Source organism: Asticcacaulis excentricus CB 48, assembly GCF_000175215.2.
Lineage (GTDB): Bacteria > Pseudomonadota > Alphaproteobacteria > Caulobacterales > Caulobacteraceae > Asticcacaulis > Asticcacaulis excentricus.
Window position 1 is genome coordinate 1,143,098 of sequence record NC_014816.1, and the last position, 25,734, is coordinate 1,168,831.

The window sequence follows — 25,734 nt, forward strand, 5'->3', positions numbered from 1 at the left end:
AAATTGATTATGGTTAATACGCTAGTGGGCTACCAGATCTAGTATAGAACAAATCAAGCATCGTGTGATGTCACTGATTCGGTCATGATTCGTTTTCATGACGTTCACTGCCTTTGACTGAAGCTGTTAACTTCTGAATTCGCGCTCTTTTGACACCGTCTTATGCCTTCCCAAGGCCGCTTTAAGTGTTTAAAACGAGTGCGTGCCCGATCGTTCTCCCCCCATTGACACATTCGCTGGCCCCAACGCGGACTCGCGGCTGGTGGCTGTTTTAGGGCCGACCAATACTGGCAAGACCCATTATGCGCTGGAGCGGATGATGGCGCATGCAACCGGCATGATCGGCCTGCCGCTGCGGCTTCTGGCGCGTGAAGTCTATGACCGCGTGGTTAAAGAAAAGGGCGTCAATGCCGTCGCTCTGATAACCGGCGAAGAGAAGATCATACCGCGCCTGCCCTCCTATTTCATCTGCACGGTTGAGGCCATGCCGCTGGAGCGACGCGTGGATTTCCTGGCCGTCGATGAAATCCAGCTGTGTGCCGATATCGAGCGCGGCCACGTCTTCACAGACCGGCTTTTGCGCGCGCGGGGGCGGTACGAGACGCTGTTCATGGGGGCGGCGACCTTTGCGCCCCTGTTCCGGTCACTGTTTCCCCATGCCGAGGTGCAGTTCCGAGAGCGTCTATCGCAACTGAGCTATTCAGGGTCGAAGAAGCTGACCCGCCTGCCGAAACGCACCGCCATAGTGGCCTTTTCCACCGAGCAGGTCTATGCCATCGCCGAACTGATCAGGCGTCAGCGCGGCGGGGCGGCTGTGGTGATGGGCTCACTCAGCCCCAAGACGCGCAATGCCCAAGTCGATCTCTTCCAGCGGGGTGAGGTCGATTTTTTGGTGGCCACCGATGCCATCGGCATGGGGCTCAACATGGATATCGATCATGTGGCCTTTGCGAGCCTTTCGAAGTTCGATGGCCGGCGCACGCGAGCCCTTACGGCACAGGAGGCCGCACAAATCGCCGGGCGCGCTGGGCGCAACCGCAGGGAAGGGACATTTGGTGTCACGGGGGATGCCGATGAGATGGACGATGACCTGATAGCGTCCATTGAGAACCACCGCTTCCTCAGCCTGACGGCGGCGCAATGGCGTAATCACGAGCTGGATTTTTCCTCGCTCGACAATCTGCTGCGCAGTCTGACGCGGCCTTCGACCGCCCCGGCATTACAACTGGCTCGTGAAGCGCTGGATGAGAAGGTGCTGCGCCATCTGAGCGCCGAAGAGGACATCGCGTTGAAGGTGCGTAATCCGATCAGCCTGCGCATCCTTTGGGAGGTGTGCCAGCTTCCGGATTTTCGCAAGGTGTCGCTGGACGAACACCTCAAGACGGTCGGTTTCCTCTTCTGGTCGCGCCACCGCCCGGACGGGTTTGTGCCGCACGACTGGTTTGATGAGCAACTGACCCTCCTCGACCGCATGGACGGCGATATCGACACCCTGTCGGGACGGTTATCGGGGGTGCGGACCCTGTCCTACATCTCCAATCGCACCGGCTGGCTGAAGGCGGCAGAGCACTGGCGCGATGCGACGCACGATTTAGAGGCACGCCTATCTGACCGCCTGCATGAAGCCCTGATGCAGCGCTTTGTCGATCAGCGCACCAGCGCGCTGTTGAAGGCGCTCAATGCCTTTGAGACACCTAAGCCGGAGATTATGGGCAACGGCGACGTCTTCCTCGAAGGCCAGCGTGTGGGGCAGCTTAGAGGGCTAAACTTCGTGCAAGCTGCCGGTGAAAGCTTGATCGAGGACAAGACCATCCGACAGGCGGCGCACCGCGCTGTGACGCCCCTGATCCGCGAGCGGCTGCAAGCGCTGGCACAGGCTCCATCCAAAACCCTTCGCCTGAAAGGCAAGCAGGTCCTATGGCAGGGCGAAACAGTCGGCCACATTGCGCCCTCGGATTACTTCAATCCGGTCATCCGTCTGGAGTGTCAATCCGATCAGGCGGCGCTTGTAGACCGGGCCCGCAAACGGCTAACCGACTTCGTGCGGCAGCAGGCCCTACACCACCTGAAACCCCTACACCGGGTCTATGAGGCCGCCCACGATGAGTCGACCCCCGCCGCGGTGCGCGCCGTGGCATGGCAGATATATGAAAACGGCGGCGTAACTTTGCGTGGCCAGGACAAACTAACTGCAGATGAGCGCAAATTGCTGAAAGGTCTGGGTATTCACGGCAATCGCTTCGTCTGGCGTTTGCCGAAGCTGTCTCCATCGTTGATGCAGGCCTTTGGCGGGGGGAAGGACCATCCTCAGCGTGTCCTCAGCCTCAAGGGTCTGGTCGCCATCAACGGGCACAAACCTGTCCGGCTGAGGACTCTGGATGCCTTGGATAAGGCCCTGAACGAAGGCGTATGGCACAAGGGGGTGATTTATCTCAAACCCGCCGCCATTGATGGGCTCGATGATAAACTAATGGCCGCGCTGGGCTTTGCCAAGGCATGGACGCATCGTTTCGGCGAAGGAGACGCTGCCGCCGACTATCAAGGTTGGCGCAGCAAATCCGGTACCCCAAAAAGAGCCAAAGAACAGGCTCCCTTCGTCAATCCGTATTCGCCTTTTGCGGTACTGCGTGGTGGTTGATCACAGCCCCAGGAACGACAGCATGATAAAGGCGCAGAACAGCACAAAGTGCGTGGTGCCCTCGATGGCGTTGGTCTGACCGTCATTAAGATTGATCGCGGCAACCAATAGCGTCAGAGCCGTCATGATGCTTTGGGTCGGAGTGAGGGCCATGTGGATCTTCTGATCGTTGAATAACGAGATCAACTCGATCACGGGCACGGTTAGGACGACAGTCGACAGCGAGGCCCCCAGCGCGATATTGATCACGGGCTGCATGCGGTTTGCCAGTGCGGCGCGCAGGGCTGTCATGATTTCAGGACTGGCCGAAATGGCCGCCACCACCAACGCCGGAAAGACCGGCGGAATGCCTGTGCCCTCAAGGCCGATGCCTAGCGTCTTCGACATGACCTCGGCCAGCACGCCAATTAACACCAGGCCAGCGACTAGGATGGCCGCCGAGTACGGCGTCTTGCCACCGTGCATGTAATGTTCATCGCCTGTCCCGGCATAGGTATAGCTGAAGAAATAGCTGTGCTTTGTGGTCTGAAGGCGGAGGAACATGGCGTATAGGAAAATCATGATGCCGATGGAAAACACCGAATAGGCCTTCCAGTGCGCCACCGGGATAAATTCTGGCACCAGCATGGAGACACCCATACCTGTCATGATCATGACTATATATGTCTTGCCTGACGCATCATTATAGGGCTGCTCACCGTGTTTCAGGCCGCCCAGAATGGCTGCCACGCCGATAATGCCGTTGATGTCGAGCATCACTGCCGAATAGATGGTGTCGCGCGCTAGAGTCGGATTGTGCGAATGGCCCAGCATGATGGCGAGGATGACCACCTCAACCAGGACGGCCGACAGGGTAAGGATCATGGTGCCATAGGGTTCGCCGACCTTTTCGGCCAGCACCTCGGCGTGGTGCGCCACGCGCAGCGAAACCAGAATGATCACCCCGATTAGGGCGACAGACGCGATCAGGGCCACGCTCTGACCGGAGCCGACAAGGCTGTGTTCTAGAGGAATGGCAAACGCCGCTACGATCAGCGCGATCAGCAGATTACCTTCTGACTTGAACAGGCCTGCCAAAACGAATCCCCTAGTGTCGAGCGTAAAACAATCGATTGCTGAACTGCGGCATCGGCGCAAAATATGCAATGTTTTTTGCAATCTCAGGGTTAGAGTGCGACATGGAATCCGCTTCTGAAACCTGCCGCATTGATGTCTGGCTGTGGCGCGCCCGCTTTTTCAAGACGCGCGCACTTTCGGCAAAGTTCGCCGAAAGCGGCCTTTTGCGGCAGGTACGTTTTGGTCAGACCACACGCATCCAGAAGGCCGGCCACGCCGTGCGAATCGGCGACCGGCTGACGTTCGCCATCGGGACGCGGCTGATTGATGTGCGAGTGCTCAGCATAGGTGACCGTCGAGGCCCTGCCAGCGAGGCGCAGGGCCTCTATACTGTCTGCGAATAGGTTTCACTCTCAGGTTAATGGCTTAGGCTTAAGCCAAAGCCCTTGGGCGGTTTAGTAAAAATCGCGGTTAGGGTGCGGCTAAAGCCTTGACAGTGCGCGTCGCAAAAGTCATGACCCCCAAACACTTTAACAGACCCTGTTTTGTGGCACCTGTCCCCACCAAAGGCACCTGAGTTCCATGACCTATATCGTCACCGATCCCTGCGTTAAGTGCAAGTTTATGGACTGCGTTGAAGTCTGTCCGGTGGACTGCTTCTATGAGGGTGAAAATTTCCTGGTTATCAATCCGGACGAGTGCATCGACTGTGGCGTCTGTGAACCGGAATGCCCCGTGGACGCCATCAAGCCGGATACCGAGGATGAGCCGGACGGCAAGTGGCTGGAGGTCAACTCCAAGTACGCCCGCGTCTGGCCGAACATCTCGGTTAAGGGCACGCCGCCTGCTGACCGCGAGGATTTCGAGCGAGAGACCGGCAAATTTGAGAAATACTTCTCCGAAAAGCCTGGCGACGGTAAATAAAGCTAGAGAGCGCCGCATCGGCGCTCTTTTTTGTATCCGATCCAGTAACGCCGTCTACCCCGACTGCGCGACTGTTCTGCCCTTCTCCTCCCCGAAGCAGTAGCCACCTTCGGGCTGATCAGGACCATTCTCGGCTGCTTCCGCTTCAGACCTGACTTCACCCCCGCAACCATGGCCTTTACATCACCTCAGCCTACCGCTTCAAACGCTCAACCGCAATTGCCGACCCCGCCGTGACTTTGGTGCGCAGGCTGACCGATAGCTTCGCGGGCCTTGCACTCGCCTCCGTGCCCGGTTTTCTCGCCGCTCAAACCGCAGGTGCAGCCATGGTCTTTGTCGTTTTTAGATGGTTGCTAAAGTCGTCCTCACCTCAGATCTTCCCAGATAGCAAAACCACCCCGGAGAGGATGGCGTTATGACCGTTACCATATATCACAATCCCGACTGCGGCACGTCGCGCAACGTCCTCGCCGTCATCGAAGCTGCGGGATACTCGCCGCAAATCGTCTCCTATCTCAGTGTGGGCTGGAAGCGTGAACAGTTGCTGACCCTGTTTGCTGAGGCCGGTCTGACGCCGCGTCAAGCCCTGCGCGAAAGTAAGTCGCCGGCCACCGAACTGGGCCTGCTGGACCCCGGGGTCAGCGATGAAGCCCTCATCGAGGCCATGCTGACCCATCCCATACTGGTTAACCGCCCCTTCGTCGTTACGCCCAAGGGTACGCGGCTTTGCCGCCCCTCGGAGGTCGTGCTCGATCTGCTGGAACATCGACCAGCCGGTCCTTTTTTCAAAGAAGATGGCGCGCTGGTGATCGACGCCAATGGGCATCGCATGGCGTAGAGTACACGCGCTTGACGAAGCGCGTGTTTCTGCTGTCAAGAGCTACGAGGAAGGCATAACGCAATCCCGCAGTAGGGGGGGTGTCGACCCGGAATGTGGCAATGCGGACACAATTGTATCCTCTCTAATCGGTATCGAACATATTTGCGCCTTTCTGCTTTATTTTTGCCCGAATGCGGTTAGTTGTAGTGCATCAGCCGTGCGGCTTCGGGCTCATATGACACCGGTGTCAAAAGGCACGGCAAAAATAAGGTCACCGAGTTGACCACGAAAAGCAGGGATTCAAAATATGACACATCAGACACCCAAGGGGCGCATTGCATCTTCGACCATTCGCATGACCGCCTCTGTTTCGGCTTTGGCCACAGCGCTGCTGCTGAGCGCGGGGGCTCAGGCGCAGGAGGCTAACCCAGCCGCCGAGGAGCCGACCACGGTCATCGTCACGGGGTATCGCGCCAGCCTGCAAAGCGCGCTGACGACCAAGCGCAAGGCCGACGTGATGATGGATGCCATCAATGCCGAGGACATTGCCGACTTCCCCGATGCCAACTTGGCGGAGTCTCTGCAACGCATCCCCGGAATTTCGATTGACCGGGACAATGGCGAAGGCCGCACGATCACGGTGCGCGGTCTGGGGGCCGACTTCACGCGCGTGCGTATCAATGGCCTCGAAGCGCTATCTACGGCCGGGGCCAATGACGCCGGTTCCAACCCCAACCGCTCGCGGGCGTTTGACTTTAACACCTTTGCCTCTGAACTGTTCAACAGCCTGCGTGTGCGTAAAAGTTCTTCGGCGGAAACCGATGAAGGTTCGCTGGGTGCGACGGTTGATTTGATCACAGGCCGTCCGTTCGATTACAAGAAGGATCAGTTCGCCTTTTCAATTCAGGACGCCTACTACGACAATGGCGGCTTCCACAACCCACGCGTCACGGGGCTGATCTCGAAGCGCTGGGCCGATGGGAAGCTGGGCTTCCTGGCCTCGGTGGCCTATTCCGAGCGTGATTCCGAGAACGATCAGTACCGCCGCGGTATCGGTCAGTCGGAATATCTGTATCGAAACGCCACATGGGCCACTTTGGAAAACCCCCGTCGCGCGGGTTTCTCGGCTCCTGCAGGGACGACCTTCACCAACAGCATTTCCAACCCGACGGCTACGAACACGACCGGTACGGTGAGCTCGACGCCGGCCATCACCAACACCAACTATATCAATGCGGTGACCGGTTCGGATCCGGCAGCTTATGCGTTGCTTCATAATCCGCTGAATTCGTCTCTGGTTCGTATTCCTGCCTTGGGTTCAATCGAGCAGCAGGATCTACATCAGGAGCGCCTAGGCATCACTGCCTCGTTCCAGATGCAGCCGAACCCCAATACACGCGTCTCAATCGACGGGCTTTACTCTAAGTTCCGCAATGAGAGCACCATCTATCAGGTGTCGTCGGTGGGGCTGAATCGTGACAATACCAATGCGGGTTATGCCACTTCGGCTAATACGGTCACGACCGATACGGCTACAGCGCGCACGACTCGCCGCAACCTTTATCCCGGCACCTGTACAGCACGTGACGCGACGGATTTGCTTGCGGCTATCGACTGTGGTCAAGCACAGAATGGTAATACTCTGGTCCCAGGTACTTTTTTCTCGTTCAATCCGAACAACCTCGATCCTTACGATTACTATAATTCACCGACGGTCAATGGTGCGGCCAATCCCGGCTACGTTGCCTCTACCGATCTTCTGGGCTTCCGCGACCGGCTGATTGGGCGTCAGTCCACGGACGTTCTGGCCGCCAACGTGTCGAATGGCGTCGCCGACTATCTGGTGCTGCGCAACGTCGATTGGCGCTCAGCGGCCGACCGAAATTTCTACACCACGGAGTTCAAGCAGCTCTCGTTCAACCTGAATCAGAGGTTCACCGATCGCCTGACGGGGGATTTTACTTTTGGGGCGTCGGAGTCTTATAACGAAAATCAGGGTCTGCTGGTTGAATTCAACCGCATGGATGCGCCGGAAAGTTTCGTGTTTGACGAACGCGGCGGCGGGGAGATGCCGGTATTCAACCTCGGTTTCAACGCGGCTGATCCCACCAATTGGGGCATGGTCAAGGGCTTTTCGGGTATCCGTCATTTCCAGCGTTTTGTGACCAATAAATACGCTGGAGCCAAGGCGGATTTCGGCTATGAGCTGAACGAAAATCTGTCGCTCAAGTTCGGCGTCACCTCACGCAAGTACGACTTCCAGACCAATCTGCTGGAGCGTGAAAATGACCTGCTCAACCCCACTGAAAAGGAAGCGAAGGTTTCCGTGGCCTCCCTTGGGAAGGTCATCCAGTTTGGGGAGGGGCTGGAAGTGCCGGGCGGTACGACGACTTCATTCTTCGCCCCATCCATCGAAGGCTTCAATTCGCTGTTCGACTTCACCTGCAATTGCATCAACAAGTGGGGTGATTGGCGCATCCACGGCAAGCGCAATGGCGGCCGCGAAAACTTCAAGGTGCAAGAGCGCAGCGAAGGCGGCTATCTGCAACTCAACTTCGACTACGATGTGCTGGGCGGCAACGTCTTCGGTAATATCGGCGTGCGTCAGGTCAAGACGGACCTGACCTCTTATGGTACTACATCAGCGGGCCGACCAATCACTGGGCGCAACGAATACACGGACACCCTGCCATCGTTTAACGTGGCCTGGCAGGTTATCCCCAACGTCTATCTACGCGCCGCTGCGGCCAAGGTGATGGCGCGCCCACTTCTGGGCAACCTGTCGCCGTCCATTACCGCCATCAGTATTCCCAATACTGGCGGTGCGACGGGCGCAACCCTGACCATCGGAAACCCGAAGCTGCAACCCTTCCGCGGCAAGACCTACGACCTGTCGGCGGAATGGTACTTCGCCAAGGGTGGTCTTCTTTCAATGGCGGTGTTCAAGAAGGACATCGCCTCCTATCCGCAGACAGTTCTGTTCTCCGCCCCCCTGTCGACCTTCCTGTCGACGGAAGATTTGGCCTCGCTGCGCGCACAGTTCACCAATGTTAACCAACTGGCCTATATCGACGGCAATGGCGAAGCGACGGCGCGGCAGTTCCGCGATGCACCCGGCGGCACGCTGGAAGGCTGGGAATTCAGCTATCAGCAGGACTTCACCTTCTTGCCGTGGATTCTCAAAAACACTGGTGTGCAGTTCAATATGACGCACATCGATTCCAAGCTCACCTATATCCTGGATCCTGGCACCTCGACGGTGGCTCCGACCTTTGGCAACGGGCCGTGGCTGGGGGCGTCTCCCGACGCCATCAACCTGACGCTCTACTATGAAACGGATATGTTCAGTGCGCGCGTTTCGATGGCCAAGCGCGAAGGCTATTACACGACCTATCCGCTGGCCTCCGGGTCATGTTCGCCGGGTCTGAACAGCGATGGTACGGCCTGTAATTCGCCGCTGATCAACGATTTCGCGGGCTCTCTGCCGACTCAAAACGTTGACTTCTCGATGAGCTACAAGCCGACCAAGCGCCTAACCGTCACGCTTGAAGGTCTGAACATGACCAATGAAACGACCAACCGTTTCGGCTATGGCGCCACCAGCCAGACTGTGGTCAGCCAGTACGGCTCGACCGGCCGTCAATTGACGCTGGGCGTGCGGTACAAGTACTAAAGCGCTTGCGGAAAAGTGTGATGCCTTCTTCGAATAAAAAAATTCTATCGAACAAGGAATTTAGAAGCATGAGACGGCTAAACTGAGCCGTCGGATGCTCTCGACTCGGGCGTTTTGGAGCATAAACGAGGGCAGGCGAAGCCATGAGATGGTCGTCTGCCCTTCTGTTTTGGCAATAAGCCTGATCATGGAAACCTTACCTCGCGAGTCACACCCATGACGATCCATCGACGCAATACCCTCAAATGTCTCGGTCTTGGAGCATTTCTGTTTGGAGCCCCCGCCGGGGCCGTTGCGGCTCCTAAGGCCAGGCGTACGACATGGCCCAAGGGAATAGAGGGGCAGCGTCAGCCGGATTTGGGTGATGGCACCTTCCTCAATCCCATCATGGCCGGGGACCACCCCGATCCGTCCATCCTGAAGGACGGCGACGACTATTACATGACGTTTTCGACCTTCGATGCCTATCCGGGGCTGGTGATCTGGCATTCGAGGGATATGGTCAACTGGCGGCCCATCGGCCCGGCTCTGACCCAGAATGTCGGCTCGGTCTGGGCCCCGGAGTTGTGTAAGCACAACGGCCGCTACTATCTTTATATCCCGACCAAAAAGACCTCGGCACCGGGCTCAAAGACCACCTCGTGGGTGATCTGGGCCGACTATATCGAGGGCCCGTGGTCTGAGCCCATCGACCTGGACCTGCCCAACCATATCGACCCCGGCCATGCAGTGGGCGAAGACGGGTCGCGCTGGCTATTCCTGTCTGGCGGTGATCGCGTGCGCTTGGCAGACGATGGTCTGTCGAAGGCGGGTGAGGTCGAGCACGTCTATGAGCCGTGGCGCTATCCGTCCGACTGGGTGGTCGAAGGGTTTTCGCCCGAAGGCCCGAAGATCACGCGGCATGGCCAGTATTACTACATGATCCTCGCTGTCGGGGGTACGGCGGGCCCGCCGACCGGGCATATGGTCATTGCGGCGCGCTCGAAGTCGATCAACGGTCCGTGGGAGCATCACCCGCGCAATCCGTTGGTGCGCACGACCTCGGTCGAGGAAAGGTGGTGGTCGCGCGGCCATGCCACGCTTGTGGAGGGGCCTGCCGGTGACTGGTGGGGCGTCTATCACGGCTATGAAAACGGCTTTTGGACGCTGGGGCGGCAGACGCTTCTGGCCCCGGTGGCGTGGTCAAAGGATGGCTGGTTTGATTTTGGCGGTGGTGATCTGTCGCAGCCTATAAAGAAGCCCAAGGGTGGCAAGCCGCATGGTTTTCAGCCGCCGCACGGATTTGCCCTGTCGGACGACTTTACAACCGACAAGTACGGCATCCAGTGGAACTTTTTTAACCCGTCGCCGGACGAGAAAGCCCGCATCCGCCGCGAAAACGGTGTGCTGCATCTTACGGCCACAGGTCAGGCCCCCAGTTCAAGCTCGCCCCTGATCACTATTGTCGGTGATCCGGCCTATGAGATTGAGATGGAGATCGAAATCGACGAAGGCGTGCGCGCTGGCCTGCTGCTGTTCTACGACACCAAACTCTATTGTGGTCTGGGCTTTGACGGCAAAAACTTCGTTACGCATCAGTACGGTATCGAGCGCGGGCGTCCGGTCAATCCCCATGGTCGCCGGATGTTCATGCGTCTGTGCAACGACCGGCATATTGTGACCTTTGACACCTCATCGGATGGCCAGACCTGGCGACGCTTTGATCGTGGCATGGAGGTGTCGGGCTATCATCACAATGTGCGTGGTGGTTTCCTGATGCTCAAGCCCGGCTTCTATGCCGCCGGGCAGGGCGAGGCACGCTTCCGCAACTTCCGGTACCGGGCGCTGTGAAAGCTTTTGAGTCTGCATGCTAGGTCATTGGATGTTTTGCGGGGCGAGCGGATCGAGATTGCGTTGGGCGTCTACCGAGAGAAACTCAGCCTGTCGAAGTTGGGCGTGCATCTGGTGGGGGTAGGCAAAAAGCCGGAGAACGTGGTCATTGTATAGGGTGATAGCGTGAAAATGGCCGGTGGCACGGGCAAGTCGGCGTCGCTTACTGTCAGCGGCGATGGCTTTCGCGCCAGCGGCCTGGCGATACAGGACGATTACCACCTCACTCAGCCCGAAAACCCTCCAGTCGTGGCCTTATCGGTGAGGGCGGATTGGGCGGTGCTAACCAAGGTCCGGCTACTGGGGCGCAGGCCCGCCTCTATGTAGGATCCAAGAAACCGGCAATACCGAGCGGCCCGTCCTATAACTATCGCCATATCGAAGCATATATCGATTTCATTTTCGGTAATGCGCTGGCCTTCTTTGATCGCTCCCATTTCCATATCATTGAATGGAGCGGTGTCTTTATCACGGCTCATAGCCGGACAGTCGACAGAGAAACGACAGCCTATGGGTTCGATCATTGCCGCATGCCCACAGCAGGCAAGGGGAGGTACTATTTTGGGCGGGCGTGAATGGACGCGGGATTAGACCGAGACTTACGCCACGGCGCACTTTGCCGGCTACCATTCCAGTGGACCGGGCGCAGCTGTCAGTCAGCGGGTCTTCTGAGCCGAGCGACTTACTGCTGATCAGGTGGCAAAATGGCGACTGAACGCTGTGTTTCTGGAGCGTCGCTGGATTAGGTAACGCTGTGGTCTAATTTTCTCTTTCTCTCGATATCATGTTCAAATACCGCTCACACGTCTCAACATATCGCTTTAGCGCTCCGGACGCGTAAGTATCCAGGTGAGCGCTTCTATCTGTTCCTTCAGGGCGGCGACCTCCGTCGTTAGCTCACCAATGGCTTTGGCCTCCGTGGGAGGGGGCGACGGCGAGCATTTTTCCGCCTGAACTCGTTGCATGGCCTCCAGCATCACGCCGATAAACAGGTTCAACACGGTAAAGGTCGCCACCAGAATGAAGACGATTATGAAGGGAATGGCGGCGGCGTGGGTCGCTGCCAGACTGCGCGCGATGTCGGCCCAGCCTTCGAGCGTCATGATCTGGAACAGGCTGAACAGCGAGGCATCCAGCGTGCCGAACCATTGCGGGTGCGTGGCCCCGAACAGCTGGCTGGCCATCACCGCCGAGACGTAATAGATGATCACCAGTATCGCCCCGATGGACCCTATTCCGGGCAGGGCCGCCACTATGCCGCCGATGACACGTCGCAGGCTGGGGAAAACAGAAATCAATCGCAACACCCGCAGCACCCTGAGGGCGCGCAGGACGCTGAAGGCGCCTGCGGCGGGCACAAGAGACACGATGATGATGCTCGCATCAAATAGGTTCCACGGGTCGCGAAAGAACCGCCAGCCCTGCGCAAACAGACGCATACACAATTCAACCACAAACACAGACAACAGGATCTGATCGATGTAAGACAGAAATGCACCGGTCGAGGCCACGATGGCGGGATAGGTCTCTAGCCCAAGAACTATCGCGTTGAGAATAACCAACGTGACGACCGTGGCGGTAAAGGCGGGGTGTTCGATGATCGTCAAAACCTGACGCCGTGTGTATTTGAGCGTCATGACCTGTGGCCTCGCGATTTGCGGGTCATTATGAGGGAAATAAGCACACCGGCGGCAATCAGGCCCAGAGTCACCCCGAGCGAAATATTGGAGGGAAACTTCTCCAGACCCATCGCATCGGCGATGAAGGTCTTCGAGCCAATGAAGATCAACACGATGGCCAGCGCAGGCTTCAGATAGCGGAAGCGATGGATGATCGCCGCCAGCGCAAAGTACAAGGCGCGCAGACCCAGAATGGCGAAAATATTGCTGGTGAAGACGATGAATGGGTCCAGCGTGATGGTGAAGATGGCCGGCACGCTATCGACGGCAAAGATCAGATCAACAAATTCTATCAGGGCCAGCGCGACGAGAAGCGGCGTAGCATAGGTGCGCCATTTGCCCGTTTTCGGATCGGGCTGACGGGTCAGGAACTTCTGCCCGTCAAGGCCGGCGCTGATTGGAAAGATCCGCCGCATCAGCTTCAGCAGCGGATTGTTGCCAATGTCGGGGTGCTTGTCGCCGACAAACAGCATCTTGATGCCGGTGAAAATCAAGAAGACGGCGAAAACGTAAAGCACCCAGCTGTATTGGGATACCAGCGTGGCCCCCAGCGCGATCATTATACCGCGCAGGACGATAACGCCTAGTATCCCCCAAAACAGCACGCGGTGCTGATAGAGTGGCGGGATGGCAAAGTAGGTGAATATCAGCGAGATAACGAAGACATTATCAAGCGCCAGAGTCTTTTCGACGATAAAGCCCGTCAGATATTCTTTACCGGCTTGATCGCCCAGCGACCACCACACCCACCCGCCAAAGGCCAGCGCGATGGCGATATAGAAGGCCGACATCCACAGGCTTTCGCGGATGCTGACCTCATGCGTCTTGCGATGCAGAATACCAAGATCAAAGGCCAAAAGCGCAACGACGATGCCGACGAAACTGGCCCACATCCACAAGGGCTTGTCCATGACCGGCGTGACAAGAAACTCCATCATACGGATCGATCCTGTTCGTCAGAAAAAGGAAGGTTGTGCGGACGCGCAGGACGCTGACGGGCATAGAGGGGCATAAGTCCATCGAGGTTGAGCGCGACGATCTGGTTCATTTCGCCCTTATCGAGCCAGACGCCGCGACATTGCGGGCATTTGTCGATCCGAACGGGTCCGTGAGTCTTTTCCTTGAGCGGTATCTGGCAATCGGGACAGCAGCGCAGGGGCATGGGTCGCCTGTTTGAAATGAATGTTAACCTGCCCGTTCTAGCGCGACCCCCTGCTGCGTTTCCGTTGGGAAGTCGGGCGGATGGCGCTGTTTTTCCGTCGCGTCATTTTTACAGCGCGTTTACGGCCCGGCGGCGCGAAAACAGCGATCTCGGGCACCGTTCGATACAGCGCTTTGGCGCATCCGCACGCTAGGGTTAAGGGGCTCGAAACGAGAGCGAACCCCTCAAAGGAGATGACAATGCAACCCCGCGGCCACTCCCGCGACCTGTTCAATGGCAGCGGAGGTACCACCAGAACCCTAGCCCTAGACGCCGATCTGCGCCGCTACATGATGGGTATATATAACCGTATGGGTCTGGCCTTGCTAATCTCAGGCGGTGTCGCCTTTCTGGCGGCGCAGTCCCCCGGCTTCATTAGTGCGGTTTACGTCATGTCAGGCGACCGCATTAGCGGTCTGACGGGCCTCGGATGGGGTCTGGCCTTTGCACCTCTGGCGATGGCCATGGTGTTAGGCTTCGGGGTGATGCGCATGAGCCTCGCCACGGCGCAATTCAGCTTCTGGATCTTCGCTGCCATTATGGGCCTGTCGCTGACTTCAATCGTGCTGGCCTACACCGGTGCTTCTATTGCGCAGGCCTTTCTGATCACAGCGATCACCTTCGGCCTGACCAGTTTTTGGGGCTACACAACCAAGCAGGACCTAACGCGTTTCGGCGGGTTTCTCATGATGGCCGTCATCGGCCTTATCGTTGCCAGTCTGGTCAACCTCTTGCTCCAGAGTTCGTGGCTGCAACTGGCCTTGTCGGCTCTCGGAGTGCTGATCTTCACCGCGCTGACAGCTTTCGACACGCAACGCCTGAAGGGTCTTTACTATGACTTGTCCGATCAGGGGGAGACCCGCGGCAAGATCATGATCCTGGGGGCCCTGTCGCTTTACATCAACGTCATCAACATCTTCACCAGCCTGCTGCACCTATCCGGTGAGCGGCGATAACCGGGAGAGACGACCATGGACTACGATGATTTTTACTTCGACGAAACTGGCAATCCTTACCGCGAGCGCCGCTCCCGCCGGGCCGCCGAACGCGAAGAAGACATCCTGATCGACACTCTGAGTTTCCGCTCCTCTCGCCGCGAGGCCCGCAAGCGCACCGAGCGCATGAACAACAGATTGTTGCGTTAAAGGGATCGGTTCCCGCGCCATCGCCCCCCCCAGCGCAGGGAACCGTTTTCGCCCGGACCGGCTGAATGAAGTCGGATCACGGGCCGTCCAGCGGTAGGAGAGACCGCTGCGGGAAGCCGCCGGGCTGGTGCACCGGCGGCTTCCATTTTTTGATGAAGCGCCTCTCACGGTTTCGACCGACAGTTCCGCTGTCCTTTCGCCCCAAACGGATTTAGGCTCGGCCTCATGCGACTGCCTCCCTTTCTGGATCATCCTCCCTTGCCGGTGCCGCGCGGCCAGCGTGCACTGTGGCAAGAAGCAGTGCTGAGCCTTGTCATGGTGTTTGCGGCCGCCTGCGTCAGTTATGTTCTGATGCAGTCCGGCTTTCCCTCGCCCGAAGCCTTGAGCATCCTATTTGTCCTGCCTGTTTTGGCGGCGGCGATCTTTCTTGATCTGCGGCTGGCGCTGGTGACCGTGGCCTTGAGCGTAATCACCTACAATCTGGTCCTGTTGCCGCCCTTTTGGACCTTCGACCTGACCAACCCTCAGGCGTTAGCTAAGATTGTCGTGCTGCTCATCGTCACCCTGGTGGTCAGCGCCCTAACGACGCGCCTGCGCCGGATCACGGGCGAAAGTCAGGCGCGTGAAAACGTCTTGAGGGGGCTTTATCAACTTAATCAGGATCTTGTCGGTAAAACTACAGTGGCACAGGTGCAGGCGGCTAGCGAAGCCTGTCTGAGCGCACTGACGACGGTGCCCTGTCAGATTTGGTATAAGGATGTGCCCGTCGATGATCCTTTATTGTCCGAAGCGGCGCAGGAAGGCGCGTCAGCCGGGGCCGGTCAGGAGCTGGCGCCGCACGATCCGCGCCTGATCCTGCCCCTGATCGACGGAGAAAAGACGCTGGGGGTGCTAGTCTTTACGCCGCAAGACCGCGTGCCGTTTCCGGTTGAACTCTACCCCCCCAGCCTGTTGCCGACCCTGGCCGCGCAGGTCGCCAATGCCCTCAGCCGCGCCGCTTTGGCCGAAGCGCACGAACAGCAGGCGCGTCAGGCTGATCGCGAGCGCTTCATGAGCGCCATGCTGTCGTCGCTGTCGCATGACTTCAAGACGCCGCTGGTCGGCATAGTTGGCGCATTGGAAGCGCTTGAAGGCCGCGTTGATAGCGAGGCGAGGGACATCGTCGCGGATGGTTTGGCCGAAGCCTTGAGGCTGAACCGTTATGTGGTGAATCTGGTCGAGATCAGTCGGCTTGAGGCAGGTGTGCGACCACGCAGCGAGCCCTTGCATATCCGCGACGCCATCTCAGGGGTTTTACGTACCCTGCGCCCCCTGATCGGCCGCCAGAAGTTCCGCATTACGGTTGAAGCGGGGTTTCCGCTTCTCAACCTCAATGCCTCGTTGTTTGACCTTGTTTTGCTGAACCTGATTGAAAACGCGCTCAAATACGGTCCGGCCGAAGGCGAGATCACCATTGATGCCCGCGTCACTTCGGACAGTGTTGAAATTGATGTCGATGATGAGGGAGCGGGCATTCCGCCGCCTCTGCGCGAGCCGGTTTTCACCAAGTTTTACCGGGCGGTCGAAGGCGATCGCAAGATAGCCGGCACGGGGCTGGGGCTTTACATCTGCCGCGAGATCGTGGCCTCCTATGGCGGGCGTATCGAGGCCATAGACCCACCCGATGGCACAGGGGCCTGTATGCGCGTCTGGCTGCCGGAAGCGGCAACGCTGCGTCTGGCGACCTTTGAGGAGGAGACGGAATGAGCGGTTTGCAGCCCAAGGTGCTGGTCATCGAAGACGACCCTCAGATCCGCAAATTTTTGACCATCACCCTGACCTCTCACGACTATACGGTCATTCCGGCCGAGACAGGACGCGAAGGCATTCGTTTGGCGACCTCGGTCAAGCCAGACGCGGTGCTGTTGGACCTTGGTTTGCCCGATATCGATGGCACGGAGGTGATCGGCTCCATCCGCAGCTGGTCCAAAATGCCGATTCTGGTCGTGTCGGTGCGCGATCAGGAAGAGGAAAAGGTGAAGGCGTTTGATCTGGGGGCGAATGACTTCGTCACCAAGCCCTTTGGCACGGCGGAGCTGATGGCGCGCCTGCGGGCCTCCTTACGCGACTCCATCGTTGCTTCCGTCGAAGATACGCGGGTCGAGGTCGGCGATCTCTGTATCGATTTGGCGGCGCATAAGGTGTCCGTCCGCGACACCCCCATCAAGCTGTCGCCCAAGGAGTTCGCCCTTCTGAAGGTTCTGGCCACACACGCCGGAAAACTGCTCACTCACAAATACCTGATGCAGAAAGTATGGGGCGAGGCTCAGGCCGACGACAACCAGTATCTGCGCATCTATATCGCCCAGCTCCGCCAGAAGCTTGAAATCGACCCGGCGCGCGATCATTTTATCGTCAATGAGCCTGGCATTGGCTACCGGCTGGAAACGCCTGCCAGATCGCACTGAACCTTTAAGCGGGCCCAGGTCTCGTGGCGCCAGCACAGGCAGCGGTGGTGTCAACAGGCTGGGGGCCGTATCCAAACGGTCACGTGCCCTATAAATTTACGAGTTGTCTGGTAATTCCGTTTAATTTTTTAAGGCTTGCCCTGTAAGCCGAGGAGATCAACCTGACCCAATAGCCATGATTACCACTGTATCTTCACCTTTTCATCATGAGCTGCCTTATCTGACGGTGTGTGGTGCAGCAGTGATCGTCTTCGCTCTGGGGACCGTTGAGAAGGTGATGCGCCTACGCAAGGCGACGAGGGGTACGGACGACTTTTTCGCCCGCTATGAGCGTCTGGGACTGGGCATGGCCTTTCTGACCGAAGGTTTGGCCGTGGCGGCTATCATCACGGGCTGGGCCCTGTTGCCGGCGGTCGTGGGGCTGGTCGGTTATATTGTGGTCGTGGCGGCCTGTAGTCTGAACGATGAGAGTGAGGACCGCGTTTCGCTGTTTTCGGTGGAGACGCTGCGGACGGATCTGGCGCTGGTCGGGTTGCTGGTCGTTCTGCTGACCATCGCCTATTCGCTGCGACTGGCACACGGAAGCGCATGAATCTTCGGCAATCTCAGTCTGTGATCCTCCTGCACCGGCTTCGGCTGCGCGCGCGCCGCTTGCGGGACGTCAATCAAAAGGCCGGAAATGCGTCAGTTGCGCAGATCTACGCCCGCATTGATCGCTGGCTGGAAGGGCAGATGGTCCACGCGATGGCGGCGAAGCGATAAGCGATATGCAGCCGTGTGGGTCACTATGCACGCTTTTTTTCAAAATCCGGGGATAATGCGTATTTGCCGCTTCACAAAGCCGCCAAGGCTTGCTAAGTGGCGCCCCTCCTGATGTGTGCGGTCGTGGCGGAATTGGTAGACGCGCAGCGTTGAGGTCGCTGTGCCGCAAGGCGTGGAAGTTCGAGTCTTCTCGACCGCACCATCCGGATCAAAAAAGGTTTTGAGGCACCACCTCAAGACCTTTTTTTGTGTCTGTTTGCGGGCGAAACCGGTTGCAATCCCTAGGGATTCGGCTCAGTCTCTGCCTCCGTAAAAAGGTGTATGTCCAAGGGGATATCGCGATGAACAGGGAGGGGGAGAGTTGTCACAAAAGCCCGAACCTGAACTTGATACCCTGGCGACGCCGCCCGATGAGTTGCGCGGGTCACTGAAGGCGCTGGCTGACGCCGTGGCGCGCGAATCTGCGGAGGCGGATGAACGTCTCGAACTGATCACTCCGGAACAGATCGAAGATTTCGCACTTCAGGACGATTATGCCCTTAATCCTGAATATATTCAGCTCGTTATCGACGCTGCCGATCGTAATGATGGCTTACGTCTGCGTGATCTTCTAGACGCTCTGCGCCCGGCTGATGTTGCCGATCTGTTGGGCTTCCTGTCTGAAGATTATCGTGAGCAGGTCATTCCGTGGATTCCGGCTGACGCCCTGCCGGACGTGCTGCCGGAACTGGATGATGGTATCCGTGAGGAGATCGTCGAGAACCTGCGCCCAGTCGATCTGGCCGAAGTACTTCAAGAACTCGATTCCGACGATGCTGCGGCTGTGTTCGAGGACATGGAGGCCGAGCAGCAGCAGGCGGTTCTGGCGGCCATGGACCCCGAGGACCGTGAGGCCATGGTCACCTCTCTGGCTTTCGAGGAAGAGACCGCCGGCCGCCTGATGCAGCGCGAGGTGGTGGCTGCGCCCGACTTCTGGAATGTCGGCGATGCCATTGATCATATGCGGGCGCACGGCGCCGACCTGCCGGAACTCTTCTTCGACGTTTACGTGATTTCACCCACGCATAAGCCGATCGGCGCGCTGCCCGTGTCGCTGCTGATGCGGACACCACGCGAAGTCCGCCTATCGGCCATTATGGAACCGATCACCGAGATCGAGGTCCATTTGGATCAGGAGGAAGTGGCATATATCTTTGAAAAATATCATCTGATTTCGGCCCCGGTCGTTGATCAGGGTGGGCGGCTGGTCGGTCAGATCACCGTCGATGACATCGTGAACATCATTCAGGAAGAAAACCGCGAAGACATTTTGGCCTTGGCTGGTGTGTCGGATGAGGAGGGGCGTGACTCCACGGTGTTCGAAGTCGTGCGCTCGCGCCTGCCTTGGTTGTGCGTCAACCTTTTGACCGCCTTTGTCGCCTCGTCTTTGATCGGCATGTTTCAGAGCGAAATCGAAAAGCTGGTGGCGCTGGCCGTTCTGATGCCCATGGTGGCCTCGATCGGCGGCAATTCCGGCACGCAGGCCTTAACGGTCTCCGTGCGTGCACTGTCGGCGCGCGAGCTGACTACGGCCAATGCCTTGCGCACCGTCTGGCGTGAGGTGCGGGTGGGCTGGTTCAATGGCGCGGTCATCGCTGGCATCCTGGGCTGTGTCGCGGGAACCGTGTGGCAGAACCCCATGTTGGGGGTAACCATCGCTCTGGCGGTGCTAATCAACCTTACCGCAGCGGCGCTGGCCGGGACGCTGGTGCCGCTCACCTTGTCGAGGCTGGACCGTGATCCGGCGGTGGCGTCGCCCATTTTTGTGACCATGGTCACCGACTGCATAGGATTTTTTAGTTTCCTAGGGCTGGCGGCGATAATTCTGTTGTAAAAACGTAAGAGCCTATGGATAGCTAATCAGGCGGAATTAACCTTTTTTCTTAATCCTATCGGGGGCTCAAGCGTCCGAATGAGTTGAAAAAATGGTTCGGGGGGTGTCCGCAGCGGCGCGATGCTTGCTGGGCCCTTTACCAACCTGCGTAAGTGTACCGTTTTGGTTCAGGAAAAGTGATGAGAGCGCGCCATAAAATCTCCCGCGCCGGAGTCGAGCTGATCAAGAGTTTCGAAGGTCTGCGCCAGCAGGCTTCGCAGTTGCCCGACGGGCGCTGGATGATCGGCTATGGCCATACCTTTTCTGCTCGCGAAGGCGCGCGGGTTACGGCTGAAGACGCAGATGCCTTGCTGCGTTTTGACCTTTTGCCAATCGTTGAGGCGGTCAATAACCTCGTCCACACGCCGCTAACGCAGAATCAGTTCGACGCGCTGGTATCGTTCTGCTTCAACATTGGTATCGAGGCGTTTGGTCAATCGGATGTGCTGCGACGCGTCAATGAAGGCCGCGTAACCGAAGCCGCCCAGGCTATGGACAACTGGACGAGCGCCGAGTTCAACGGCCAAACCTATGTGCTTGCCCCTCTGATCCGCCGCCGCGCCTCTGAAAAGAGCCTTTTCCTGACACCCGATATGGAGGGGATGGAGCTCGATCCGCAATTGATGACGCCCGGCATGGTCATCCGCCCGGCCGGAGCGCCGGCGGCACCGCAACCTGCGCCCGCCGCCCCGGCCCCAAAGCCCGTCATCACACGCGTCGCTGATATCGCTGAGACGCCGGCTACTCCAACCCCGACTTCGCCATCTATGGACGTTCAAGCCGCATTGCTCAAGGCCGAGCAGGAGGCAAGGATTCAGGCCGAATTCCGCCGTCTTGAGCAGGTACGCTTGGAGGAGACGCAGCGCCGTGAGGCTGAGCGGGCTGCGGCCGAGGAGGCTCGTCAGCGCGAGGCCGAACGTGCCGAAGCGGCTCGTCAGGCCGAGGCTCGCCGTTTGGCCGATGAAGCGCGTTCCCGCGAAGACGAACGCCTGCGCGAAGAAGCACGCCGTCTGGAGGCCATTCGTCTAGCCGAAGAAAACCGCGTCCGTGAGGAAGCGCGCTTGCGCGAAGAGGCGCGGCTGCGGGAAGAAGCTCGTCTGCGTGAAGAATTGCGTCAGCGAGAAGAAGCGCGACTTCGCGAAGAGGCCAAGCTGCGCGAGGAAATCCGCCTACGTGAAGAGGCGCGTTTCCGCGAAGACACCTTGCGTCAGGAAGCCATGCGTCAGGCTCAGGCTCTGGCGGCGGCCCGAGTCGCCGAAGAGACGCGTCTAAGCGAGCTGCGCCGTTTGGAGGACGCACGTCTTGAGCAGCAACGTCTGGAACGCCAGCGGCTTGAAGAAGAGGCGCGCCTGCGAGAGGAGGCGGCGCGTCTGGAGCGCGAGCGTCTGGAACAGTTGCGTCTCGAACAGGCCAGGCTTGACCAGGCCCGTCTGGAACAAGAACGTCTAGAGCGCGAACGTCTAGAGCGCGAACGTCTGGAGCGTGAACGCGCCGAGCGTGAAGCGCAAGCCAAACTTGAACAAGAACGCCTGGATCGAGAACGCCTTGAGCGCGAGCAGGCGGAGGCGGCTGCCCGCGCCGAACGTGAGCGTGCGGCTGAGGCGCAGAAAAACGCGGATCAAACTCCCAAGCCTGCCGTCGATCCCGATGCCGAGGCCGTGCGCAAGGCCGAAGCTGCGGCAGCCCTGATGCGCCTCTATTCGCCCTATGCGACCATGGCCGGACCTCTGGCCAAGCCAAAAGCGACACCTGCGACACCCGCTCCGGCACCGGTTCAGGCCCCACCGCAAAATCCGCCGCCTGCGGTTGCCGCACCGGCGTCTGCCCCAGCCCCGTTTGATATATCGTCGCGGCGCGACCCGGAGCCCGTCCCTGTTACGGGTCAGGAAGCGGACGACGAGGTAGAGGATGCGCCGCTGGTCATGCGGCTCCACAGTAAGATCGAACCGGGGGTGCGTCCCAATCCTTCGCTGATCGCGCCGCCCACGGTTGTGGCGTCTCCGGTCAGTGTGCAAACCGATGCTGCCGCCGCCTCTGCTTCGGTTCCGGGCTCGGCGTCGCTAGCCCCGCAGCCTCAGCTTGTGCCTGAGCCGGCCAGAGAGACCCCAAAAGAAACTCCCAAAGAAACGCCGCTGCATTGGCGCGAGCAGTTGCAGCACCCGGCATCGGGTGTGGCCACGGCTGCGGCGGCCGTGCAAAGCGACGCTTTGAGCTTCAATAGCCACGCGACCCCGCAGACCTATGTTCATGCGGAAGAGGTGGTGGAAGACGACGAATGGCTGGCTGAAGATGGCCGCATCGCCGTTTCGACCGAAGAGGCCGAGGCCAATGAGCGCAGCCTGTGGCAGATGATCGCCTCGACCCTGCAATGGATCTTTATCTCGGTGATCGGTTTGGCAGCGCTGGGCGGCGCGGCTGGCGCCTATCAGAAGGCCATCAATCTCGAAATGACCGAACCTGGCAATGCGGATGTGTTTACCACCATGTCGATTACACTGGCGGTTGTGGGTATCGTGTGCGTCTGCGTCTCGGTCTGGCTCATCTTTCGCCGCCTAGGTGGTTTGAAGGACTGACGTTTTAACCACGAATAGAGACGGACGTGGCTGACGGTCGTCACACCGACAGACGCAAAGGCTCAAATATGTGTGCATCCGTCGCGAGATGAAAAAGAGAAGGCCCTGCCGAAACCGGCAGGACCTCTGGATTTGCGCGATAACGGTGTCTTACGACAGGCGCGTCGCCACCTGTGTGATGGCCTGATCGATCAACGGATCGCTCTTCAGGCCGTCAACACGGCTGATGAGGATGTTTTCCGCGATCTGTGTCGCCAGATCGGCTGCCGCGGCCTTGACCTCAGACGCGGCCTTAGCTTCGGCCTGAGCAATCTTGGCTTCAGCCTGGGCCTGACGGCGCTTGATAGACTCATCAAGCTTCGTCCTAGCCTCGGCGGTGAGGCGCTGGGCCTCTTCCTCGGCAAAGGCGATCAGTTCCTTGGCCTTTTGCTCGGCCTCAAGACGCTCAGCCTTGATCTGGTTGAGCAGGGCCTGCGCTTCCTGACGGATACGCACGGCCTCATCCAGTTCGGCGCGCACGGCATTGCCGGTGTCGGCCAGAGAGGCCCACAGCTTTTGCGGCACCTTCATCACGATCAGCAGCAGGAAGAAGCAACCCAGACCTATACGGACCCAGGTCTCCGGATTGGCCCAGAAGGACGGTTCAGCGTGTTCCATCGGGTGCTCCTCAGCTCTTCTTCAGGGCGGCGGTCAGGGCCGTCTTGGTCGGGGCCTTGCCCGTCAGCTTTTCGACCAGCGCTGACGCGGTGTCCGTGGCGATCTCGGTGACGTGGGCCAGAGCTCCGTCGCGCTTGGCGCGGATCGAGGCTTCGGCTTCGGCCAGAATGCCGTTCAGACGAGCGTCTTCCTTGGCCTGAGCGGCCGCCATTTCGGCCGTCGCCTTTGACTTGGCATCAGCGGCCAGCTTGCGCGCTGCGGCATGGGCCGCTGCGGTCTCGGCCGCCGCGTCCTTGGCCTGAGCCTCGGCTTCGTCGCGGATGGCGCGGGCATTGGCCAGATCTTCGGCGATCGTCGCGCCGCGCGAGTCGATGACATTGCGCAGGCGAGGGGCGAACACCTTGGCGATCAGGATGAACAGGACGGTGAAGATAACGACCAGCCACACCATCTGACCCGCCCAGTGTTCCGTCTGGAACTGCGGCAGGCCGCCGGAAGCGTGGTCTTCGCCGTGGCCGGTAGAGGTGGTGTGGGCGTCGCCGTGAGCCGCTTCGGCAGAAGCGGTGGCCTCGGCGATGGGCTCAAGCGTGGCCACCGTGGTCACGGGTGCCTCGGCACTCGTCTCGCTGGCCGCGGGGCTTGCGGTTACGCTCATGATTTGATCCTTTTGATCCGGGCCGTAGGCACGGACTATGGGTCTGTTTTGACGGGCGCGCAGCGTTTGCCGATGCGCGTAAAGACGAACGGATCAGACTGTGACGCCAGCCTGATCCGTCGAAAGTCCGGTCTTCGTCGGGCGAACGCCTGCGGCGATCCGGCCCGCGAAAGCAGGATTAGCCGTTCAGGATCATGATGGCGATAACGAACGCCAGAATGCCGAGGGCTTCGGTCAGGGCCATACCGATGAAGAGGTTGGTCTGTTGCGACTTGGCCGCCGACGGGTTGCGCAGCGCGCCCTGGAAGAAGTTGCCGAACAGCAGGCCAAGACCGATACCGGCACCGATCATACCCAGCATGGCCAGACCCGCGCCGAGGAACTTGTAAGCAGAAGCGTCCATAGACTTTAACTCCGTAGGAAGAAGAGGAAAACGTAAGGTAAGGTGATGACTTAGTGGTGATGCAGGTTCACCACGTCATTGAGGTACACGCAGGCCAGCACCGCGAAGACGAAGGCTTGCAGATAGGCCACCAGGAATTCCAGCGCCGTCAGGGCCACGACCGCCGTCAGCGACACGAAGCCGCCGAGATAGCCGAGCGCACCCGCCGAGGCCAGAGCCACGATGAAGCCCGCGAACACCTTCATCACGATGTGACCGCCGACCATGTTGCCGAACAGACGCAGCGTCAGGGTGATGGGGCGCATCAGGAAGGAGATGATTTCGATAGGGATAAGGATCGGCAGGATCAGCAGCGGTACGCCCGAAGGCATGAAGAGCTTGAAGAAACCGAAACCGTTCTTGATGAAACCGACGACGATGACCGTACCGATGGTCAGGATGGCCAGCATGGCGGTGACCGCCAGCTGCGACGTCGCGGTGAAATAGGTGGTCATCCCCACAAGGTTACAGCTCAGGATAAACAGAAAGAGCGTGAACACGAACGGGAAGAAGGCGCGGCCTTCGTGGCCGATGATGGATTCCGACAGGTCGTCGATCAGGCCAAACAGGCCCTCAGCCATCACCTGAAAACGGCCCGGAATGATCGAGGCGCGCGCCGTGGTCAGAGCGAAGAACAGCACCACGCAGCCCACGCCGATCAGCATGGCCAGAACGGAATTGGTGATCGACAGGTCAACGGGGACACCAGCGACGTCGATGGTCGGCAGTTCGACGACCTTCTGGATCTGAAACTGGTGCAACGGATCGGCCATAAGCCCTACCTCATCAATTCAAATAGCGATGGACCAAAGGGCCCTGAAAATCTCAACGGCGTCCGCTGCGGGCGACGGCATAGACCCCGGCAACCAGACCGACAATCGCGCCGACAATAATGCCGAAAGGGCGCGTATGCAGGTATTCGTCACTCAGCCAGCCAGCCCCCAGTCCGATGAAAATGCCACCGAGAAGTTCGCCCAGAGCCTGATAGCCCTTTCCGGCGCCCGCTTCGCTTTCAGCGTGGTCGGTCTCTTTACGGCGGTTCTTCTGCTCAATGGCATTAAGCCGCCGTTCGAGGTCGTCCAGCTTCGACGAAGTCTCATGATCGGGGTCATTATTCATATTCGGACCTTTCGGAAGGACATTCGCACACAGACAAATATCCCCCTTCGGACGGCGCGGAACCTAATCGGACAGACCGCAAAGGTCAAGCAAGCCGATGACATAAAGTTGATCTAATTGCCCCGTGCAAACGCCACAGGGCATCACTATTTGCGAAAATTC

The 25,734-nt window shown here is 58.9% G+C and carries 24 protein-coding genes and 1 tRNA gene; 16 read left to right on the top strand and 9 right to left on the bottom strand.

Annotated features, from left to right (window positions below; translation table 11 throughout):
* The first annotated feature begins 202 nt into the window (after nt 1-202).
* Nucleotides 203-2,638: a helicase-related protein gene (locus tag ASTEX_RS05415; RefSeq protein WP_013478603.1), complete on the top strand. Its 2,436-nt coding sequence runs from the start codon at nt 203-205 to the stop codon at nt 2,636-2,638.
* Here ASTEX_RS05415 and ASTEX_RS05420 read toward each other — a convergent pair whose 3' ends face one another.
* Nucleotides 2,639-3,715: a calcium:cation antiporter gene (locus ASTEX_RS05420; protein ID WP_013478604.1), complete on the bottom strand. Its 1,077-nt coding sequence runs from the start codon at nt 3,713-3,715 to the stop codon at nt 2,639-2,641.
* Nucleotides 3,716-3,816: 101 nt separating this feature from the next.
* Between ASTEX_RS05420 and ASTEX_RS05425 the strand changes: the two genes are divergently transcribed.
* From ASTEX_RS05425 to ASTEX_RS20640, 6 genes are all read left to right on the top strand, one after another.
* The gene (locus ASTEX_RS05425) at nt 3,817-4,098 is read left to right on the top strand and encodes an RNA-binding S4 domain-containing protein (protein WP_013478605.1); all 282 of its coding nucleotides are present in this window, start codon (nt 3,817-3,819) and stop codon (nt 4,096-4,098) included.
* Between the two features lie 178 nt (nt 4,099-4,276).
* Nucleotides 4,277-4,618: a ferredoxin FdxA gene (gene fdxA, locus ASTEX_RS05430; protein WP_013478606.1), complete on the top strand. Its 342-nt coding sequence runs from the start codon at nt 4,277-4,279 to the stop codon at nt 4,616-4,618.
* Nucleotides 4,619-5,033: 415 nt separating this feature from the next.
* Nucleotides 5,034-5,456 carry an arsenate reductase (glutaredoxin) gene (arsC, locus tag ASTEX_RS05435; protein WP_013478607.1) on the top strand — a complete coding sequence of 141 codons (423 nt, stop codon included), beginning with the start codon at nt 5,034-5,036 and terminating at the stop codon, nt 5,454-5,456.
* A gap of 289 nt (nt 5,457-5,745) precedes the next feature.
* Nucleotides 5,746-9,111 carry a TonB-dependent receptor domain-containing protein gene (locus tag ASTEX_RS05440; protein WP_013478608.1) on the top strand — a complete coding sequence of 1,122 codons (3,366 nt, stop codon included), beginning with the start codon at nt 5,746-5,748 and terminating at the stop codon, nt 9,109-9,111.
* Between the two features lie 216 nt (nt 9,112-9,327).
* Nucleotides 9,328-10,941: a family 43 glycosylhydrolase gene (locus tag ASTEX_RS05445; protein ID WP_013478609.1), complete on the top strand. Its 1,614-nt coding sequence runs from the start codon at nt 9,328-9,330 to the stop codon at nt 10,939-10,941.
* A gap of 165 nt (nt 10,942-11,106) precedes the next feature.
* Nucleotides 11,107-11,307, top strand: a complete 201-nt coding sequence (locus ASTEX_RS20640; protein ID WP_174266570.1) for a hypothetical protein — start codon at nt 11,107-11,109, stop codon at nt 11,305-11,307.
* 494 nt (nt 11,308-11,801) lie between these two features.
* On the opposite strand, the gene ASTEX_RS05460 is transcribed toward ASTEX_RS20640, so the two are convergent.
* From ASTEX_RS05460 to ASTEX_RS19810, 3 genes are read right to left on the bottom strand one after another with little or no spacing between them, the layout of a single operon-like run.
* Entirely contained in the window at nt 11,802-12,617 is an 816-nt protein-coding gene (locus ASTEX_RS05460) for an ion transporter (protein ID WP_013478610.1), read from the bottom strand.
* On the bottom strand, nt 12,614-13,594 hold the full coding sequence (locus ASTEX_RS05465; protein ID WP_041658965.1) for a TerC family protein: 981 nt from the start codon (nt 13,592-13,594) through the stop codon (nt 12,614-12,616). Before ASTEX_RS05465 ends, ASTEX_RS05460 begins: the two co-directional genes overlap by 4 nt.
* Nucleotides 13,594-13,821, bottom strand: coding sequence for a TFIIB-type zinc ribbon-containing protein (locus ASTEX_RS19810; RefSeq protein ID WP_013478612.1), 228 nt, complete (start codon nt 13,819-13,821; stop codon nt 13,594-13,596). Before ASTEX_RS19810 ends, ASTEX_RS05465 begins: the two co-directional genes overlap by 1 nt.
* A gap of 239 nt (nt 13,822-14,060) precedes the next feature.
* On the opposite strand from ASTEX_RS19810, the gene ASTEX_RS05475 reads away from it, so the two are divergent.
* The 9 genes from ASTEX_RS05475 to ASTEX_RS20685 all read left to right on the top strand — a co-directional run bounded on the left by ASTEX_RS05475 (nt 14,061) and on the right by ASTEX_RS20685 (nt 22,699).
* Nucleotides 14,061-14,816, top strand: coding sequence for a Bax inhibitor-1/YccA family protein (locus ASTEX_RS05475; RefSeq protein WP_013478613.1), 756 nt, complete (start codon nt 14,061-14,063; stop codon nt 14,814-14,816).
* Nucleotides 14,817-14,831: 15 nt separating this feature from the next.
* Nucleotides 14,832-15,005 (top strand): hypothetical protein, encoded by a 174-nt coding sequence (locus tag ASTEX_RS20480; RefSeq protein ID WP_013478614.1) that lies wholly within the window; start codon nt 14,832-14,834, stop codon nt 15,003-15,005.
* Between the two features lie 225 nt (nt 15,006-15,230).
* Nucleotides 15,231-16,751, top strand: coding sequence for a sensor histidine kinase (locus ASTEX_RS05480; RefSeq protein ID WP_013478615.1), 1,521 nt, complete (start codon nt 15,231-15,233; stop codon nt 16,749-16,751).
* Nucleotides 16,748-17,452 carry a response regulator gene (locus ASTEX_RS05485; RefSeq protein ID WP_013478616.1) on the top strand — a complete coding sequence of 235 codons (705 nt, stop codon included), beginning with the start codon at nt 16,748-16,750 and terminating at the stop codon, nt 17,450-17,452. Before ASTEX_RS05480 ends, ASTEX_RS05485 begins: the two co-directional genes overlap by 4 nt.
* Before the next feature lie 175 nt (nt 17,453-17,627).
* A complete protein-coding gene (locus ASTEX_RS05490; RefSeq protein WP_013478617.1) occupies nt 17,628-18,044 on the top strand; it encodes a hypothetical protein in 417 nt (138 codons plus the stop codon).
* Complete coding sequence (locus tag ASTEX_RS20485) at nt 18,041-18,214, top strand: hypothetical protein (RefSeq protein ID WP_013478618.1); 174 nt, start codon at nt 18,041-18,043, stop codon at nt 18,212-18,214. The genes ASTEX_RS05490 and ASTEX_RS20485 overlap by 4 nt, the downstream gene beginning before the upstream one ends.
* Before the next feature lie 117 nt (nt 18,215-18,331).
* Nucleotides 18,332-18,416, top strand: a tRNA-Leu gene (locus tag ASTEX_RS05495).
* Between the two features lie 159 nt (nt 18,417-18,575).
* Nucleotides 18,576-20,087 carry a magnesium transporter gene (mgtE, locus tag ASTEX_RS05500; RefSeq protein WP_013478619.1) on the top strand — a complete coding sequence of 504 codons (1,512 nt, stop codon included), beginning with the start codon at nt 18,576-18,578 and terminating at the stop codon, nt 20,085-20,087.
* Between the two features lie 179 nt (nt 20,088-20,266).
* Nucleotides 20,267-22,699 carry a lysozyme gene (locus ASTEX_RS20685; RefSeq protein ID WP_013478620.1) on the top strand — a complete coding sequence of 811 codons (2,433 nt, stop codon included), beginning with the start codon at nt 20,267-20,269 and terminating at the stop codon, nt 22,697-22,699.
* Between the two features lie 150 nt (nt 22,700-22,849).
* On the opposite strand, the gene ASTEX_RS05515 is transcribed toward ASTEX_RS20685, so the two are convergent.
* The 5 genes from ASTEX_RS05515 to ASTEX_RS05535 form a co-directional block, all read right to left on the bottom strand.
* Nucleotides 22,850-23,356 (bottom strand): F0F1 ATP synthase subunit B family protein, encoded by a 507-nt coding sequence (locus ASTEX_RS05515; protein WP_013478621.1) that lies wholly within the window; start codon nt 23,354-23,356, stop codon nt 22,850-22,852.
* Nucleotides 23,357-23,366: 10 nt separating this feature from the next.
* Nucleotides 23,367-24,011, bottom strand: coding sequence for a F0F1 ATP synthase subunit B family protein (locus tag ASTEX_RS05520; RefSeq protein ID WP_013478622.1), 645 nt, complete (start codon nt 24,009-24,011; stop codon nt 23,367-23,369).
* A 178-nt stretch (nt 24,012-24,189) separates the two neighbouring features.
* Nucleotides 24,190-24,414 carry a F0F1 ATP synthase subunit C gene (locus ASTEX_RS05525; RefSeq protein ID WP_013478623.1) on the bottom strand — a complete coding sequence of 75 codons (225 nt, stop codon included), beginning with the start codon at nt 24,412-24,414 and terminating at the stop codon, nt 24,190-24,192.
* A gap of 50 nt (nt 24,415-24,464) precedes the next feature.
* Nucleotides 24,465-25,226, bottom strand: coding sequence for a F0F1 ATP synthase subunit A (locus ASTEX_RS05530; protein WP_013478624.1), 762 nt, complete (start codon nt 25,224-25,226; stop codon nt 24,465-24,467).
* A 52-nt stretch (nt 25,227-25,278) separates the two neighbouring features.
* Nucleotides 25,279-25,572 carry an AtpZ/AtpI family protein gene (locus ASTEX_RS05535; protein WP_013478625.1) on the bottom strand — a complete coding sequence of 98 codons (294 nt, stop codon included), beginning with the start codon at nt 25,570-25,572 and terminating at the stop codon, nt 25,279-25,281.
* Nucleotides 25,573-25,734 lie beyond the last annotated feature (162 nt).

Bases quoted from the DNA above. Each gene is read 5' to 3' on its own strand.
- ASTEX_RS05425 (WP_013478605.1), top strand. From the start codon at position 3,817: ATGGAATCCGCTTCTGAAACCTGCCGCATTGATGTCTGGCTGTGGCGC.
- fdxA (WP_013478606.1), top strand. From the start codon at position 4,277: ATGACCTATATCGTCACCGATCCCTGCGTTAAGTGCAAGTTTATGGAC.
- arsC (WP_013478607.1), top strand. From the start codon at position 5,034: ATGACCGTTACCATATATCACAATCCCGACTGCGGCACGTCGCGCAAC.
- ASTEX_RS05440 (WP_013478608.1), top strand. From the start codon at position 5,746: ATGACACATCAGACACCCAAGGGGCGCATTGCATCTTCGACCATTCGC.
- ASTEX_RS05445 (WP_013478609.1), top strand. From the start codon at position 9,328: ATGACGATCCATCGACGCAATACCCTCAAATGTCTCGGTCTTGGAGCA.
- ASTEX_RS05460 (WP_013478610.1), bottom strand. From the start codon at position 12,617: ATGACGCTCAAATACACACGGCGTCAGGTTTTGACGATCATCGAACAC.
- ASTEX_RS05465 (WP_041658965.1), bottom strand. From the start codon at position 13,594: ATGGAGTTTCTTGTCACGCCGGTCATGGACAAGCCCTTGTGGATGTGG.
- ASTEX_RS19810 (WP_013478612.1), bottom strand. From the start codon at position 13,821: ATGCCCCTGCGCTGCTGTCCCGATTGCCAGATACCGCTCAAGGAAAAG.
- ASTEX_RS05475 (WP_013478613.1), top strand. From the start codon at position 14,061: ATGCAACCCCGCGGCCACTCCCGCGACCTGTTCAATGGCAGCGGAGGT.
- ASTEX_RS20480 (WP_013478614.1), top strand. From the start codon at position 14,832: ATGGACTACGATGATTTTTACTTCGACGAAACTGGCAATCCTTACCGC.
- ASTEX_RS05480 (WP_013478615.1), top strand. From the start codon at position 15,231: ATGCGACTGCCTCCCTTTCTGGATCATCCTCCCTTGCCGGTGCCGCGC.
- ASTEX_RS05485 (WP_013478616.1), top strand. From the start codon at position 16,748: ATGAGCGGTTTGCAGCCCAAGGTGCTGGTCATCGAAGACGACCCTCAG.
- ASTEX_RS05490 (WP_013478617.1), top strand. From the start codon at position 17,628: ATGATTACCACTGTATCTTCACCTTTTCATCATGAGCTGCCTTATCTG.
- ASTEX_RS20485 (WP_013478618.1), top strand. From the start codon at position 18,041: ATGAATCTTCGGCAATCTCAGTCTGTGATCCTCCTGCACCGGCTTCGG.
- ASTEX_RS20685 (WP_013478620.1), top strand. From the start codon at position 20,267: ATGAGAGCGCGCCATAAAATCTCCCGCGCCGGAGTCGAGCTGATCAAG.
- ASTEX_RS05515 (WP_013478621.1), bottom strand. From the start codon at position 23,356: ATGGAACACGCTGAACCGTCCTTCTGGGCCAATCCGGAGACCTGGGTC.
- ASTEX_RS05520 (WP_013478622.1), bottom strand. From the start codon at position 24,011: ATGAGCGTAACCGCAAGCCCCGCGGCCAGCGAGACGAGTGCCGAGGCA.
- ASTEX_RS05525 (WP_013478623.1), bottom strand. From the start codon at position 24,414: ATGGACGCTTCTGCTTACAAGTTCCTCGGCGCGGGTCTGGCCATGCTG.
- ASTEX_RS05530 (WP_013478624.1), bottom strand. From the start codon at position 25,226: ATGGCCGATCCGTTGCACCAGTTTCAGATCCAGAAGGTCGTCGAACTG.
- ASTEX_RS05535 (WP_013478625.1), bottom strand. From the start codon at position 25,572: ATGAATAATGACCCCGATCATGAGACTTCGTCGAAGCTGGACGACCTC.